The sequence below is a fragment of the Lysinibacillus sp. NPDC093688 genome (assembly GCF_050280145.1).
Classification (GTDB): Bacteria; Bacillota; Bacilli; order Bacillales_A; family Planococcaceae; genus Lysinibacillus; species Lysinibacillus xylanilyticus_B.
On sequence record NZ_JBNNUX010000059.1, the window covers coordinates 1 to 14,247 of the forward strand.

The following is a 14,247-nucleotide window of genomic DNA, read 5'->3' on the forward strand; positions in this document are numbered from 1 at the left end:
AGTTGGGGGCTTCCCCCTGTGAGAGTAGGACGTCGCTAGGCACCTGAAAAAGTCGAGGATTTATTCCTCGGCTTTTTTTATTTGCAATTTTTTAGTAAATGTTAATCCACACAATACTATTATGGTTCCTGCCAATTATCTAGTCGAAGCAAGAGAAATGAAGAATCTGATCATAAAGGCCATAGCTAAGAAATGTGGCATACGTTTCGACGACAGAGCAAAATATTGAGCCAACTAACGAAGATCCAGGACCAGAAGATTAAAGAACGCAACATTTCTAGTGACCAAGAGAGAGGCAAGGATTTTCATCGTCCGCAGTATCAGGCGATGAAAAGTAGAGTCGTAGTGGCGTAAGAAGTAGAGGGATTTTTACTATACCCAAATTTTTAGAGGTAATAATCACAATTCACAAATTGTTCAATGAAAACGTTTAGAATTTGAACAGTTTGTGAAGACCTTCACATTAGGCTTTATTTTTTTAAAAAAAGGAGTAGAATAGGAATCAGTAAGAGGTTGTTATAAAACAGTTTGTCAAAAATATCACATTTTTAGTGGTTGTTATATTACAATAACGTAAATTCGAAGGGAGATTTTACAATGTGGGTTATTACAGTATTTGAGAAAAAGGACGTTCGTATTTTTGAATACACAAATAAAAATGAAGCAACAAAAGCTTTAGGCGGATTTAAGAAAAACGCAATTTTATCTTTCACAAAATAAGCTAACAAAAAACTCGTAGCCATGACAAATTTGGTTACGGGTTTTTATTATGTTGAAAAAAATGGTTAAGAGATCTATGTAAACGTCGTGGCTCTTTAAATGAGGGTGATTTCCGTTCCAGGCTACTCGCTTTGTTGTTGCTGTCGCTACGCTTTCGCACAGATAAAACATTTGCTGCCGCTTCGCTTTCGCACAGAGCAAAGCTTCCTGTGGGCGAGCGTCGAGCCGCTTCCTCCGCTGTTGTTCCTGCCGCTTCGCTTTCGTACAGAAAACATCCGCTCCGTGCAGGGTCTCGCCTGTCTCGCTTTCCCACGGGAGTCGAGTAGCCTTCCACTCCAATCAGCAATAGTGTAGAATTTTTATAAATTTATCCCGCATAACAGTGCGGTAAGAAACCCACATTCCAATGAAGTCCAACACAGGCGTAATGAGACCACTAAATAATTTTTAATGCCAAAACATAGCATTTACTTGCTCTTTATTTTAAAGCGTATTATAATAAAATTGTAAGTGGGACATAATTTTATGTAGTGGGACGAAATGTAACCCACGACTATTAAAAAGGGAGTAGATAAATATGTTATCTGTACCTGAGGCACAGCAAAGGCTACTTCCAGAAATGTATCCGCTTCTACAATCGAGATATCGTATTTTGCAAACAGTTCAGCTTATGCAGCCAATTGGGCGTCGAACACTTGCAGATTCACTTAAAATGACCGAACGAGAAATTCGTAAAGAAACAGATATTTTACGTGAGCAAGGGTTATTAGATTCTCAAAAGTCGGGTATGGTATGTACAGACGAAGGTGAAGCAGTTATTGATCAGCTACGAGCACTAATTTATGAATGGTCTGGTCTTACACAGCTTGCTAAATTACTGGAAAACCATTTTGGCTTACAGCATGTAATTGTTGTTCCAGGTGATTACAATGAAGACGATACGATATTAACATTGCTCGGAAAAGAGGCAGCACAAAAATTTATGTCAACAAGTTTTGATGGTGAAATAGTAGCTGTTACTGGTGGAAAGTCCGTTGCATCACTCGCGCAATTTTTACATCCAGCTGATACACACAACATCACATTTGTTGCTGCTCGTGGAGGTATTGGACATGAAATGCAAATGCAAGCCAATACACTTGTCTCAACATTTGCCATGCAAATGAATGCACAGTATCGCACGTTGTTTTTACCGGAGCATTTAAGTGAGCAGGCCTATCAAGCAATGTTATCAGAGCCAATGGTAACTGAAATGATGAATTATTATGATCATGCAGATTGTGTCATTCATGGTATTGGCTCGGCAGAGGAAATGGCTGTTCGTCGTAATTCATCGTCTGAAGATTTACGGATACTCGAAGAAAAGGGTGCAGTTAGTGAAGCATTTGGCTATTATTTCAATGCAGAAGGCGAAATTGTACATCGAATTCGAACAATCGGTATTCAATTTGAGCAAGTTCAAAGAAGTAAGCAAGTCATTGCAGTTGCTGCTGGTAAACAAAAAGTGAAGGCAATGCTATCGTACTTTAAGGTAGCACCAAAGCAAACCATTTTTATAACGGATGAGGTAGCCGCAAAAGCTATCGCCGAAGGTTTACCTTCTTTATAAATGACTATGTAAATCATATTTCAGCGGGTGCTACAAACCCCTTGAATGAGAATAAAGCCAATTGCGGATATTATATAATGTCCGAGGCAAAAATAAATTATTTAAACAATATTGGAGGAATTGACAATGGCATTAAAATTAGCGATTAACGGATTTGGACGTATTGGACGATTAGTATTTCGTGAAGCTATGAAGCATGATGAAATCGAAGTGGTTGCAGTAAATGACCTAACAGATGCAGGTCAGCTTGCACACTTATTAACTTATGATTCAGTACACGGTATCTACGATGCTGATGTTTATGCAGAAGGTGATTCTTTCGTAGTAAATGGGAAAAAAATTAACGTGTATGCAGAAAAAGATCCTGCTAATTTACCTTGGGGTGATCTAGGTGTTGATGTAGTACTTGAATGTACAGGTAGATTCCGCTCGATGGAAGAAGTAGGAAAACATGTTCAAGCAGGTGCTAAAAAAGCAATCCTTTCGGCTCCAGCGAAGGGCGATATGCCAACGTTTGTAATGGGTGTTAACCATGAGGATTACAACCCTGAAACAGATGATGTTATTTCAAACGCTTCTTGTACAACGAACTGTTTAGCGCCAGTTGCCAAAATACTTGATGAAAAATTTGGTATTGCACGTGGTATGATGACGACAATTCACTCCTATACAAACGATCAACGTATCCTTGACTTCCCGCACTCTGATCCACGTCGCGCACGTGCTGGTGCAGTGTCAATGATTCCAACAACAACAGGGGCAGCAGTAGCAGTTTCAAAAGTATTACCTCAATTAAAAGGTAAATTAGATGGTTTCTCTATGCGTGTACCAACACCAAACGTTTCATGTGTTGACTTAGTAGTGGAGCTAAAATCAGAAGTAACAAAAGAATCCATTAATGCTGCACTAAAAGAAGCTTCAGAAAAAGAGCTTAAAGGTATTTTAGGATACAACGAGCTACCATTAGTGTCAATTGACTACAATGGTAACCATAACTCTTCAACTGTAGATGGTCTTTCTACAATGGTATTAGAAAATAGTATGGTAAAGGTTCTAGCGTGGTATGATAACGAAATTGGTTACTCTACTCGTTTAATGGACTTAGCTTTATATATCGCAGAAAAAGGATTAAACAATAAATAAGTGTCATAATTCGATAACTTAAGTAAAAAGTGTGACATAATACTGCTTTTTGCGCACAAAAAGTATAGCCTTTATAATATCTAACAGATATAATATACAAGGGTAATGGAGTAAGGGAAATTTACCCTTACTCCTTTTTTATACGTAATATAAGATCGACGGCAGGTTATGTAATTGCAAGACATAGAACGTAACTTTTGCTACTATAAAGGCAAGTAAAGGGTACATCTCCTTAAAGTGGGTTGATGTCCATTTCGACTGGGCGACTCCTTGGGGTACATGTTTTAACAAATGCTATCTCTAACTTTTGGTCAAAGAGTATTTCATTAAAGGTTTGGATGATACTAGCTTTGTTATAACTTTATGTGTTGATGGACCAAATAGTTCTAACTAAAACAGATATCGTGAATGATGTGAGGAGCCAAGATGGGTGAATCCAGGAATTTCACGACTAAAACTTTGAAGGGGGTTTCTTCATGTTAAATAAGAAGACGATGAAAGATATTGATGTAAAAGGGAAGCGCGTATTTGTACGTGTTGATTTTAATGTACCGATGGCAGATGGCGCGATTACTGACGAAACACGTATTCGTGCAGCAATCCCTACAATTGAATATTTAGTGGAGCAAGGTGCCAAAGTTATTTTAGCCTCTCACTTAGGACGTCCAAAGGGTGAAGTAAAAGAGGATATGCGCTTAACTGCAGTAGGTGTACGTTTAGCTGAATTAATGGGTAAACCTGTGACAAAATTAAATGAATCGATTGGTCAAGAGGTAGAAGAAGCTGTTGCAAACATGCAAGACGGTGACATGATGCTACTTGAAAATGTACGCTTCCACGCTGGTGAAGAGAAAAATGATGCTGCATTAGCAGAGCAATTTGCAAAATTAGCGGACGTTTATGTGAATGATGCGTTCGGCGCAGCTCACCGTGCACACGCGTCAACTGAAGGAATTGCCAAGCATGTACCGGCAGTATCTGGTTTCCTTATGCAAAAGGAATTAGATGTGCTAGGTAAAGCATTATCTAAGCCGGAGCATCCATTTACAGCCATTATCGGTGGTGCCAAAGTAAAAGACAAAATTGGTGTCATTGAAAGCTTATTAGAAAAAGTGGATCACTTAATTATCGGTGGCGGTTTATCATTCACATTCATTAAAGCGCAAGGCTATGATATCGGTAAATCTTTATTAGAAGAAGATAAAATCGATTTAGCAAAATCCTTTATTGAAAAAGCAAAGGCAAAAGGCGTGCAATTACATATGCCAATCGATGCCGTTGTCGCAAATGAATTTTCAAAAGATGCTGAAACAAAAATTGTTGATGTAGACGCTATTCCAGCAGATTGGATGGGCTTAGATATTGGTCCGAAAACAGCTGCTAATTATGCAGAGGTTATTAAAGATTCTAAATTAATCATTTGGAATGGACCAATGGGTGTTTTTGAAATGGATAAATTTGCAAATGGTACAAAAACTGTAGCTGAAGCTATGGCAACAACAGCTGGTTATACAGTAATCGGTGGCGGAGATTCTGCAGCAGCAGTAGAAAAATTTGAGGTTGCCGATAAAATGGACCATATTTCTACAGGTGGCGGTGCATCACTTGAATTGATGGAAGGGAAAGAGCTTCCAGGAATTGTGGCATTAAATGATAAGTAAACCATTCATGTTAATGAATAAAAAAATATAGGAGGCAAAACAATGCGTAAACCAATTATTGCAGGTAACTGGAAAATGTATAAAACATTTGAAGAGGCTATTCAGTTTGTCGATGCGGTACAGGACAAACTTCCTTCAAATGATAAAGTAGACGCTGTTGTTTGTGCACCAGCACTTTATCTACCTACGCTTGTGCAAGTTGCAAGTGAATCTGAGTTAGCTATCGGTGCACAAACGATGCACTATGAAAACGAAGGTGCATTTACTGGAGAAATTAGTCCAGCTCAGTTAGCAAGTGTGGAAGTAGACTATGTTATTTTAGGACATTCTGAACGACGTGAATATTATAACGAAACAGATGAAGCCATCAATAAAAAGGTTGCTGCAGCACTTACACATAATATCGTACCAATTATTTGCTGTGGAGAAACACTTGAAGAACGTGAAACCGGGACTACTGAGCAAAAGGTTGCTCATCAAATTACAGCTGCACTTGCTGGATTTGGGGCAGAAGAAGTGGAGCATATGGTGATTGCCTACGAACCTATTTGGGCAATTGGTACAGGTAAAACAGCTACAGCAGAAGATGCTAACCAAGTATGCGGTGCAATTCGTGCAGTAATTAAGGACTTATATAATGCTGAAACGGCAGCTGCTGTACGCATTCAATATGGCGGTAGCGTAAAACCTGAAAACATTCAAGAATTATTATCAAAAGAGCATATCGATGGCGCTTTAGTTGGCGGTGCAAGTTTACAACCAGATTCATATTTAAAATTATTGGAGGCGGCAGCAAATGCCTAAAAAGCCAGTAGCATTAATTATTTTAGATGGCTTTGCATTTCGCGATGAAACGTTCGGAAATGCAGTAGCTCAGGCAAACAAGCCTAATTTCGATCGTTTTTGGAATGAGTTCCCGCATTCAACATTAACGGCAGCGGGTGAAGCGGTGGGGTTACCTAATGGTCAAATGGGGAACTCTGAAGTTGGACACCTGAATATAGGTGCTGGACGCATTGTCTATCAAAGCTTAACACGCTTAAATAAATCTATTCGTGAAGGAGATTTCTTTACGAATCAGGCATTTTTGGATGCAATGGCACATGTGAAAGCACATCAATCTAAGCTTCATATTATGGGCTTACTGTCAGATGGTGGCGTACATAGTCACTGTGAGCATATGTTTGCATTATTAAAGCTTGCCAAACAACAAGGCTTAGACAAAGTCTTTGTACATGGTTTCTTAGATGGTCGTGATGTTGGACCAAAAACTGCTTTAGACTATATTGAAGAAACTGAAAAACAAATGAAGGAAATTGGCGTAGGTCAATTCGCTTCTATTCATGGTCGTTATTATGCAATGGATCGTGATAAACGATGGGATCGTGTAGCCCTTACGTACAATGCATTAGTAGATGGTGTTGGTCAAACAGCTGATAGTGCAGCAAGTGGTGTAGCTGAATCATATGAGCGTGATGTAACGGATGAGTTTGTTATCCCATTTAGCGTTCAAGAGCAAGGAGAAGCAGTGGCAACGATTGAAGATAATGACGCTGTTATTTTCTTCAATTTCCGCCCTGACCGTGCAATTCAACTGTCTAAAGTGTTTACAAATAATGAATTTGATGACTTTGCTTTATCAGCTAAACAGCCAAAGAATTTAAAATTTGTATCCTTCACTCACTACAGTGATGAAGTAAATGCTCAAGTTGCGTATGCAAACGACAACTTGAAAAATACGATTGGTGAAGTGTTAGCTTCTAATGGCAAAACGCAGCTTCGTATTGCAGAAACAGAAAAGTATCCGCATGTAACATTCTTTATGAGTGGTGGTCGTGAGGAGAAATTTGACGGGGAAGAACGTATTTTAATTGCATCTCCTAAGGTTGCAACATACGATTTAAAACCTGAAATGAGTGCCTATGAGGTAACAGAAGCATTGCTTGCAGAGATTGCGGCCGATAAATTTGATGGCATTATTCTTAATTTCGCTAACCCTGATATGGTTGGGCATAGCGGAATGTTAGAGCCAACAATCAAGGCCATTGAAACAGTCGACGAATGTCTTGGTAAAGTAGTAGATGCACTCCTTGCAAAAGGTGGCGCAGCTATTATTACAGCTGACCATGGTAACTCTGATGAAGTACTTACTTTAGAAGGAAATCCAATGACAGCTCATACAACAAATCCTGTTCCAGTAATTGTGACAAAACCAAATTTAATGTTAAGAAATGGTGGCATTTTAGCCGATTTGGCGCCAACCATGTTAGAATTATTAGAGGTGTCACAACCTTCTGAAATGACAGGTAAATCATTAATTGAAAAAGAGGAGAATTAATTATGCCATTTATTACACAAATTTATGCGCGCGAAGTTTTAGACTCACGTGGGAACCCAACAGTAGAAGTTGAAGTATTTACAGAATCAGGCGCTTTTGGACGCTCAATCGTACCATCAGGTGCATCTACAGGTGAATATGAGGCAGTAGAATTACGCGACGGTGACAAATCTCGTTACCTAGGCAAAGGTGTATTAAAAGCAGTTGAAAATGTAAACACAATTATTGCTCAAGAGCTAGAAGGTAACTACTCAGTTCTTGATCAAGTAGTCATCGACAAAGCTTTAATCGAGCTAGATGGCACAGAAAACAAAGGTAAACTAGGTGCCAACGCTATTCTAGGTGTATCAATGGCAGTTGCACATGCTGCGGCAGATTATTTAGATGTACCTCTTTATCAATATCTTGGTGGATTTAACGCAAAACAACTACCAGTACCAATGATGAACATCATTAATGGTGGCGCACACGCTGATAACAACGTAGACATTCAAGAATTCATGGTAATGCCTGTAGGAGCAGAATCATTCCGTCATGCATTACGTATGGGTGCTGAAATCTTCCACAACTTAAAAGCAGTACTTAAAGCGAAAGGCTATAATACAGCTGTAGGTGATGAAGGTGGTTTTGCACCAAACCTTGGTTCTAACGAAGAAGCAATTACTGTAATTTTAGAAGCAATCGAAAAAGCTGGCTATAAACCAGGTGAAGAAGTGAAACTTGCAATGGACGTTGCTTCATCTGAATTATTCAATAAAGAAGATGGCAAATATCACTTAGAGGGTGAAGGTGTTGTCAAAACTTCTGAAGAAATGGTTGACTGGTACGAGGAATTAACTGCAAAATACCCAATCATCTCAATTGAAGATGGCTTAGACGAAAACGACTGGGCAGGACACAAATTATTAACAGATCGCATTGGCGCTCGCGTACAATTAGTAGGCGACGATCTATTCGTAACAAATACGAAAAAATTAGCAGCTGGTATTGAGCAAGGTGTTGGTAATGCAATCCTTATCAAAGTAAACCAAATCGGTACGTTAACAGAAACATTTGAAGCGATCGAAATGGCAAAACGCGCTGGTTACACAGCAGTTATCTCACACCGTTCTGGTGAATCTGAGGATGCAACAATTGCTGATATCGCAGTTGCTACAAACGCTGGCCAAATTAAAACAGGTGCTCCATCACGTACAGACCGCGTAGCTAAATACAACCAACTTCTTCGTATTGAAGATCAACTTGGTTCAACAGCTGAGTATCTTGGTTTAAATTCATTCTATAATTTAAAATAAGCTATTACTTAGTAGCTTCAGTAATATCGCCTCAAAGGTATACAAATACTTTTGAGGCGATTTTTTTGTTGCTCAGGCGGGCTATGGAGGAGGCAACTTTTGGCTAAGTGATCGGGTAGGATAAAAAGTGATTATGAACTAGGGAAATAGGACTTATTTCTTTTCTCAGCAAAGCAAGTGCAATGGCTAATCCGTTATTATATATTTAATTCATTAGTAAAGGCTGTTTTCGTAAAGATTGTTGCTCTTCAACTAACGGAGCAGTTTAGTTGAATAAGCAGTCGGTAACGTTATTGGCTTGGGTTACAATAGAAAGGTCTGAATAGCCATTCGTTGTGCGTACCGTGATAGGTGCGCATATTTTTATATTTCGGGCTTACGTAGCATACGAAAGGCACCTCCTTTGATTGATACGTTTATAGTACCGGGAGGTGCTGCTTTTTTATATTCGTTATTTGAATACGGGCTTACGAACTATCGTACCCCGTTAGCGTAATAATAAAATACACCTGAACCATCTCCGCAATAATTAAAAACTACGCCTTATATTTTACCATTTATAAGAAGCTAACCTCGACGGCAACCCTGATTATCATATATACAATATAATAAAATTCACATTATTTACTCGCGGAAATAGGTGGAGTCGTAAGAATTATGTTATTATCTTTTAACTGCACGCGAAAAATATATGCAGGGTGATCAAAACCTTTTGTATCAGTGTAGTACTCTAAATTATACTCTATAATGTCTAATGTCTCACCTTCAAATTCTTCACCCGCGCCGAAAGGTCCCATAGGATAAATGTCTCCTTGTTTCAGTTTTTGAAATGCTTCTTTTGGAGAAATAATTTCGACATCTCGCACTTTTTGACCTTTGGAATCGTAAATAGGCATTTTTTTACCTTCATCACTTAACTCTAGTGATGTTTTTATAGTGACATGAGACATATCTGTTTTTCCATAAGGATCAAATGGCATATTACCAAATTCCTTCATTTGATACGAAATAATTATTCCAAGTGCGACGAAGCTTACTGCAACGGGTAAGATTAAATATTTGATTATTTGTGTGTGTGATTCCTTTTTTTTAAAAAGAATAAGAACTATATTTAATATACAATACCCCAACATCATTCCTATCGTATTATGAAGTAAATCGTCTAGTGCCGCACTTCCACGAAGTGTTATAAATTGAAGAGTTTCTATAAATAAAGTTGTTGTAATTGAAGTTATTAACATCCATTTTGCTTTTAAAAAAACTTCACTAAATAAAGGTAATAAAATCCCTAACGGAAACAGCATACCTATATTAACAAGAATATGAAAAAAAGAATTAAATGAAAATTGATTCCATGCTTGTTGATACGCGCTCAGTACATCGAAATCAATTGTTCTCACAAAGATATTCTCAGCTGGACGACCAAATGTGGTAGCCATTATTAAAAGTAAATAATATCCTATTATTAATGTGAGTAATATAATTTGTCGTTTAGTAAATTTCTTTTCTCCTTCATTAATTAAATTCATTTTACACCTCTTTAGAATAATATATATTTTATCTGCCATGGAAATCCTCTTGAATTAAACCCATTGCAACATAACTTCCTAAATAATTTGACTAGTTTATTTTAGCAAGAAAACCTTAAGATTTTTTTAGTATAAATCTTAAGATTTTATGAAGTATTCGCCAATTGAAATTAAACGATTTAATTATCTCTGATCAGATTATGCAATTTTATATGTTAGATTGTGAAGGAATGTACTTAAACAAACGGGGTGCTTTAAGAACATTGAGCTGCGTATGCAGCTCTTTTTTCTTATCGAACTAACGAGGCGAAGTATGTATGGTTGAACAACTGCATCCAGGTAATTGAAATAATCATAGTCCACTCTCTTTTGTATTGTATTCGCCATTTTTTCAAGCTTTTTCTCCTATATGTAATGTATGTTTTGCTAATAAAATAAATATATAATAACGGACTAAACATTTGGGGGATTTTGTGAGGACCCTATCATCCATATAGGTAATGCAGAATATGAATCTTGAAATAAAAGCATTTTTCTGCTGAAAGAAGTCAAATTTATTGCGGAAGGGATTGGAACAGCGGACGATGGGAATATTATGGGCCAAAAAAGATTTTAAGCTTACCTCTACAGGTGTTAGTGAGGTTGTAAAGACGAGAATTGGCGGGATTGACCAATATCTATTAATTCAGACGGAGGATGTCAATTCCCCTGTTCTGTTGATGCTTCATGGTGGACCAGGATTTCCTGTACCTGGCGTGTCGAACCGTTCCAGAGATTTCGCTATGGTCACTACAACCAAAAAGTTAGTTAAGCATTATACATTAGTCTTTTGGGACCAGCGGGGAGCAGGTAAGACGTTTAATCATCATGTTCCAACAGAAACATATAACCTCTCTCAATTTATACAAGATGCAAAGGAAGTTATTCATTATTTAAAGAGCCGATTTAATCAGAGGTGCATTCATCTTGCAGGACACTCATGGGGATCCATACTAGGGCTTCGATTAGCACAAGAAATACCTAATGAATTACACAGTTATATTGGATTCTCCCAAATCATCAACTGGGTTGAGAATGATCGTTTGTGCTTGCAATGGACACTTCAAAAGGCAAAATCGCTTCATCATGCAAAAGCCATAGCTGCGCTTGAGGCATGTGGAGAACCTCCTTTTGTAACAAGTGTTAAGCAGTGGCAAACGCTTCGTATGTGGATGGCGAGATTTAATTCGATGATTTATACAGATGAACAAGTAAGACACCCAGGAATGAAGTTAATAATGTCGATTCTATTACGGTCGCCCGATTATTCATTCAGCGATATAATCAACACATTTCGTGGATTTCAACATAGCTACACGCAATCATTGATTGAGGAGTTCGCACAGATTGACTTTGCCGTTTCAATACCGCGTCTGGACATTCCTGTCATATTCATCCATGGTCGTAAGGATGTTCATGTTTATGGCAATATAGTTGAAGAGTTCTATAGGAAGTTGGATGCTCCCCAGGGTAAGCAATTTATCTGGAAGGATAAATCCTCACATATGTTTCATCCTGAGGACTCCGAAGCGAATGAGCATACTCTCATTTGTATGCTGGAATGAGGAACCTAACTTTAGTCATTATCACTGGGGTACCGCTGATTTTGATGAATGGCTAACGGGTACTTGAAGAACATTGAGCTGTCCAGACAGCTCTTTTTTCTTATTCAACTAAAGGTGCAGTTTAGTTCAATAAGGATAAAAATAGGCTCTTTCCCCAAAGATTGTTGTTAAACGAATGAGGGTCCCATATTTAAAAGGGTTGTTATATTTTGGATAGAAAGAAAAGGCGAATGAAATAGTATAATTAAGCGTAATTTACTTATTCCATAAGAGGTGCTTAGCTTGTTTAAAAAGAAAATAATGGTTGGACATTCGGTAGATACTTTACGGGAAATTACCGAACACTTAAAGAGTAGTAACGTTCCGTTTGATATAGAAATCAAAGATATTTTAAAGAGTTCTTCTGAAAGATTCCGCTCGAAAAAAAACGATGAAGTATACAAAGTGTTTTATATAGTCAAAGTTAGCAGAGAATATATGGAACAAGTAGAAGCAATCGTTGCACAGTATGTATCCGAAGATATGGAGCATTTGTATAAAATGTCGAAAAAGAAAAGTGGAAAATTGGAAAAAAAGGAATACCGAACTTATTCATTTATTTCTTCTATAAACGCTATAGCGATATTTGCCCTCTATGAAGGTAAGAGTGGTGGCGCGGACATCGTTTCGTATATAGCTTGTGTGCTATTATCGGTGTCTGGTGTATTTATGACGGCAAAACATTACATAGAGATGCAAAAAGAATCGGGTATTTTGAGACTACTCAGTAAGATGGCGATGATTATCGATATTGGTGTGATATTTTATGCCGTTTCTTCTTTTATATCTGTACTTCGATCTTAATTACTTTTTTTGATAGAGAGCCTGTTCCAGCGTCTTAAATAAGGCTTTTTGGTCTGCTCTCTTTAATTTACTTACATCGATATTTGTTAATTTACTAAACTAACAGGGTGTTTTACTTGAAGATCATCGAGTTGCATAGGCAGCTCTTTTTTTATTGACTAACGGAGCAGGTTAGTGCAATAAAGAGATGATGTTCATGGTAATATCAAGGGAATAATTGATACTTTGGTTGGGGGAATTTTCGTGTCAAATGAGATTATTGAAAAAGTGAAAAGAGGACTTAAGGGAATCGAAATCGGCTATTTTGATACAGGTCAAAGCTTTGAAAAAGAAGCGTATTACAATTATTTTGGTGTTTCAGATAAGGAAACACGTCGCTATGCGATTGCTGTATTTACAGTGTATTTAGGAAATTGGTATAGCCTTTGTAGTTTTCCGTTTTTAGATGCAGAATCTGATTTGGAAGAGTTTATTAAGGCATTCATAGAGCATCACCCGCAAATTGAAAGTGATTTCCCTAGTATGTATGAATATATCATTTCATTTTTAATTCGGATTGAAGAAGAAAATAGTGGAAAATATGCTTATTCAACTTTTGATATTGACAAGGAACTACACGAGCGATTGAAAAGGGAAGTGTTAATCCCTAAACGAGAATACTTAAATAAGCATACATCAATAAAATACTTTTTAAGGGAAATTAGAGTTAATCCTTTTTTTAAATATGATTACTTTGAAGAATAGCATTATCAGAGTGATTTTACAGAAAGCAAATCTTTTGCTAACGGGTGCTTTTCTTGAAGATCATTGAGTTGCATATGCAGCTCTTTTTTTCTTTATTGAACTAACCGAGCAGGTTAGTTGAAGAAGAAAATGTAATTAGGTTTGACTGGGAAAATTGTCGATGATATTAAAAAAGACACCGAAGTGTCTTATGTTTTTCAAATTAGCATACCGATAAATTGAAATTTAATTACTTAACATTATGTTTATCTTGGGAGCGAGGTATTTTATCGGTGAGTGTATACAAACCATGTAATGCTTGCTGTTAATAATGCTGACGAAATCAAAGCTGTAAGAACACTATATGTTTGCCAAATAAGTATCGTTGACCAATCGAAAGCACAGCACAGTATACCCAGGGCAATCGTAGCGATCAGGAAAATAACTGTTACGATTATTCTCTTTTTTGTCATTGGCTGCCGCTCATTCGTTTTCCTTCTGCGTAATCCTAAGAGAAATAGCAGAACGGCCAATAGGCAAAGAATAATAGTGATAGACGACAAAATGATATCCAAAAGCTGTGTGCCGCTTATTTCATATGACTGAGTTAGATTGCCGTCTAATATATCTTTAACTTTTAGTACCAGGTTTATATTGGTATTTGCGCCATTGCTCAGCAAGCAGACGGCTGTTCGTTCATTTAGCAGTATGGCTACTTCGGTTCTGAAATTTGGATTGCCCCCAGTGTGTTCTATAATCGTTTGGTCGGCGTTTACCGACCA

General features: G+C 37.5%; 11 protein-coding genes and 1 pseudogene. 10 read left to right on the forward strand and 2 right to left on the reverse strand.

Annotation, left to right across the window (positions count from 1 at the left end; genetic code table 11):
- Window positions 1-597: 597 nt before the first annotated feature.
- The 7 genes from ACQKN2_RS23795 to eno all read left to right on the forward strand — a co-directional run bounded on the left by ACQKN2_RS23795 (window position 598) and on the right by eno (window position 8,766).
- A complete protein-coding gene (locus ACQKN2_RS23795; protein WP_263297453.1) occupies window positions 598-720 on the forward strand; it encodes a hypothetical protein in 123 nt (40 codons plus the stop codon).
- Between the two features lie 577 nt (window positions 721-1,297).
- On the forward strand, window positions 1,298-2,329 hold the full coding sequence (locus tag ACQKN2_RS23800) for a sugar-binding transcriptional regulator (protein WP_427417135.1): 1,032 nt from the start codon (window positions 1,298-1,300) through the stop codon (window positions 2,327-2,329).
- A 126-nt stretch (window positions 2,330-2,455) separates the two neighbouring features.
- Entirely contained in the window at window positions 2,456-3,472 is a 1,017-nt protein-coding gene (gene gap, locus ACQKN2_RS23805; protein WP_427417136.1) for a type I glyceraldehyde-3-phosphate dehydrogenase, read from the forward strand.
- A 476-nt stretch (window positions 3,473-3,948) separates the two neighbouring features.
- A complete protein-coding gene (locus tag ACQKN2_RS23810) occupies window positions 3,949-5,133 on the forward strand; it encodes a phosphoglycerate kinase (RefSeq protein WP_427417137.1) in 1,185 nt (394 codons plus the stop codon).
- 42 nt (window positions 5,134-5,175) lie between these two features.
- Window positions 5,176-5,937, forward strand: coding sequence for a triose-phosphate isomerase (gene tpiA / locus ACQKN2_RS23815; RefSeq protein ID WP_427417138.1), 762 nt, complete (start codon window positions 5,176-5,178; stop codon window positions 5,935-5,937).
- Window positions 5,930-7,471, forward strand: coding sequence for a 2,3-bisphosphoglycerate-independent phosphoglycerate mutase (gpmI, locus tag ACQKN2_RS23820; protein WP_427417139.1), 1,542 nt, complete (start codon window positions 5,930-5,932; stop codon window positions 7,469-7,471). The genes tpiA and gpmI overlap by 8 nt, the downstream gene beginning before the upstream one ends.
- 2 nt (window positions 7,472-7,473) lie before the next feature.
- Window positions 7,474-8,766, forward strand: coding sequence for a phosphopyruvate hydratase (gene eno, locus ACQKN2_RS23825; protein ID WP_197143197.1), 1,293 nt, complete (start codon window positions 7,474-7,476; stop codon window positions 8,764-8,766).
- 620 nt (window positions 8,767-9,386) lie between these two features.
- Here the strand turns inward: eno and ACQKN2_RS23830 are convergent.
- On the reverse strand, window positions 9,387-10,295 hold the full coding sequence (locus ACQKN2_RS23830; RefSeq protein WP_427417143.1) for a VanZ family protein: 909 nt from the start codon (window positions 10,293-10,295) through the stop codon (window positions 9,387-9,389).
- Between the two features lie 584 nt (window positions 10,296-10,879).
- Here ACQKN2_RS23830 and ACQKN2_RS23835 point away from each other — a divergent pair.
- The 3 genes from ACQKN2_RS23835 to ACQKN2_RS23845 all read left to right on the forward strand — a co-directional run bounded on the left by ACQKN2_RS23835 (window position 10,880) and on the right by ACQKN2_RS23845 (window position 13,486).
- Entirely contained in the window at window positions 10,880-11,899 is a 1,020-nt protein-coding gene (locus ACQKN2_RS23835; protein WP_427417140.1) for an alpha/beta fold hydrolase, read from the forward strand.
- Between the two features lie 282 nt (window positions 11,900-12,181).
- Window positions 12,182-12,742, forward strand: coding sequence for a hypothetical protein (locus tag ACQKN2_RS23840; RefSeq protein ID WP_427417141.1), 561 nt, complete (start codon window positions 12,182-12,184; stop codon window positions 12,740-12,742).
- Window positions 12,743-12,985: 243 nt separating this feature from the next.
- On the forward strand, window positions 12,986-13,486 hold the full coding sequence (locus ACQKN2_RS23845) for a hypothetical protein (RefSeq protein WP_427417142.1): 501 nt from the start codon (window positions 12,986-12,988) through the stop codon (window positions 13,484-13,486).
- 266 nt (window positions 13,487-13,752) lie between these two features.
- Here ACQKN2_RS23845 and ACQKN2_RS23850 read toward each other — a convergent pair.
- A pseudogene (locus tag ACQKN2_RS23850) lies at window positions 13,753-14,247 on the reverse strand (serine hydrolase domain-containing protein); the annotation flags it as partial.

Bases quoted from the DNA above. Each gene is read 5' to 3' on its own strand.
- ACQKN2_RS23795 (WP_263297453.1), top strand. From the start codon at position 598: ATGTGGGTTATTACAGTATTTGAGAAAAAGGACGTTCGTATTTTTGAA.
- ACQKN2_RS23800 (WP_427417135.1), top strand. From the start codon at position 1,298: ATGTTATCTGTACCTGAGGCACAGCAAAGGCTACTTCCAGAAATGTAT.
- gap (WP_427417136.1), top strand. From the start codon at position 2,456: ATGGCATTAAAATTAGCGATTAACGGATTTGGACGTATTGGACGATTA.
- ACQKN2_RS23810 (WP_427417137.1), top strand. From the start codon at position 3,949: ATGTTAAATAAGAAGACGATGAAAGATATTGATGTAAAAGGGAAGCGC.
- tpiA (WP_427417138.1), top strand. From the start codon at position 5,176: ATGCGTAAACCAATTATTGCAGGTAACTGGAAAATGTATAAAACATTT.
- gpmI (WP_427417139.1), top strand. From the start codon at position 5,930: ATGCCTAAAAAGCCAGTAGCATTAATTATTTTAGATGGCTTTGCATTT.
- eno (WP_197143197.1), top strand. From the start codon at position 7,474: ATGCCATTTATTACACAAATTTATGCGCGCGAAGTTTTAGACTCACGT.
- ACQKN2_RS23830 (WP_427417143.1), bottom strand. From the start codon at position 10,295: ATGAATTTAATTAATGAAGGAGAAAAGAAATTTACTAAACGACAAATT.
- ACQKN2_RS23835 (WP_427417140.1), top strand. From the start codon at position 10,880: ATGGGAATATTATGGGCCAAAAAAGATTTTAAGCTTACCTCTACAGGT.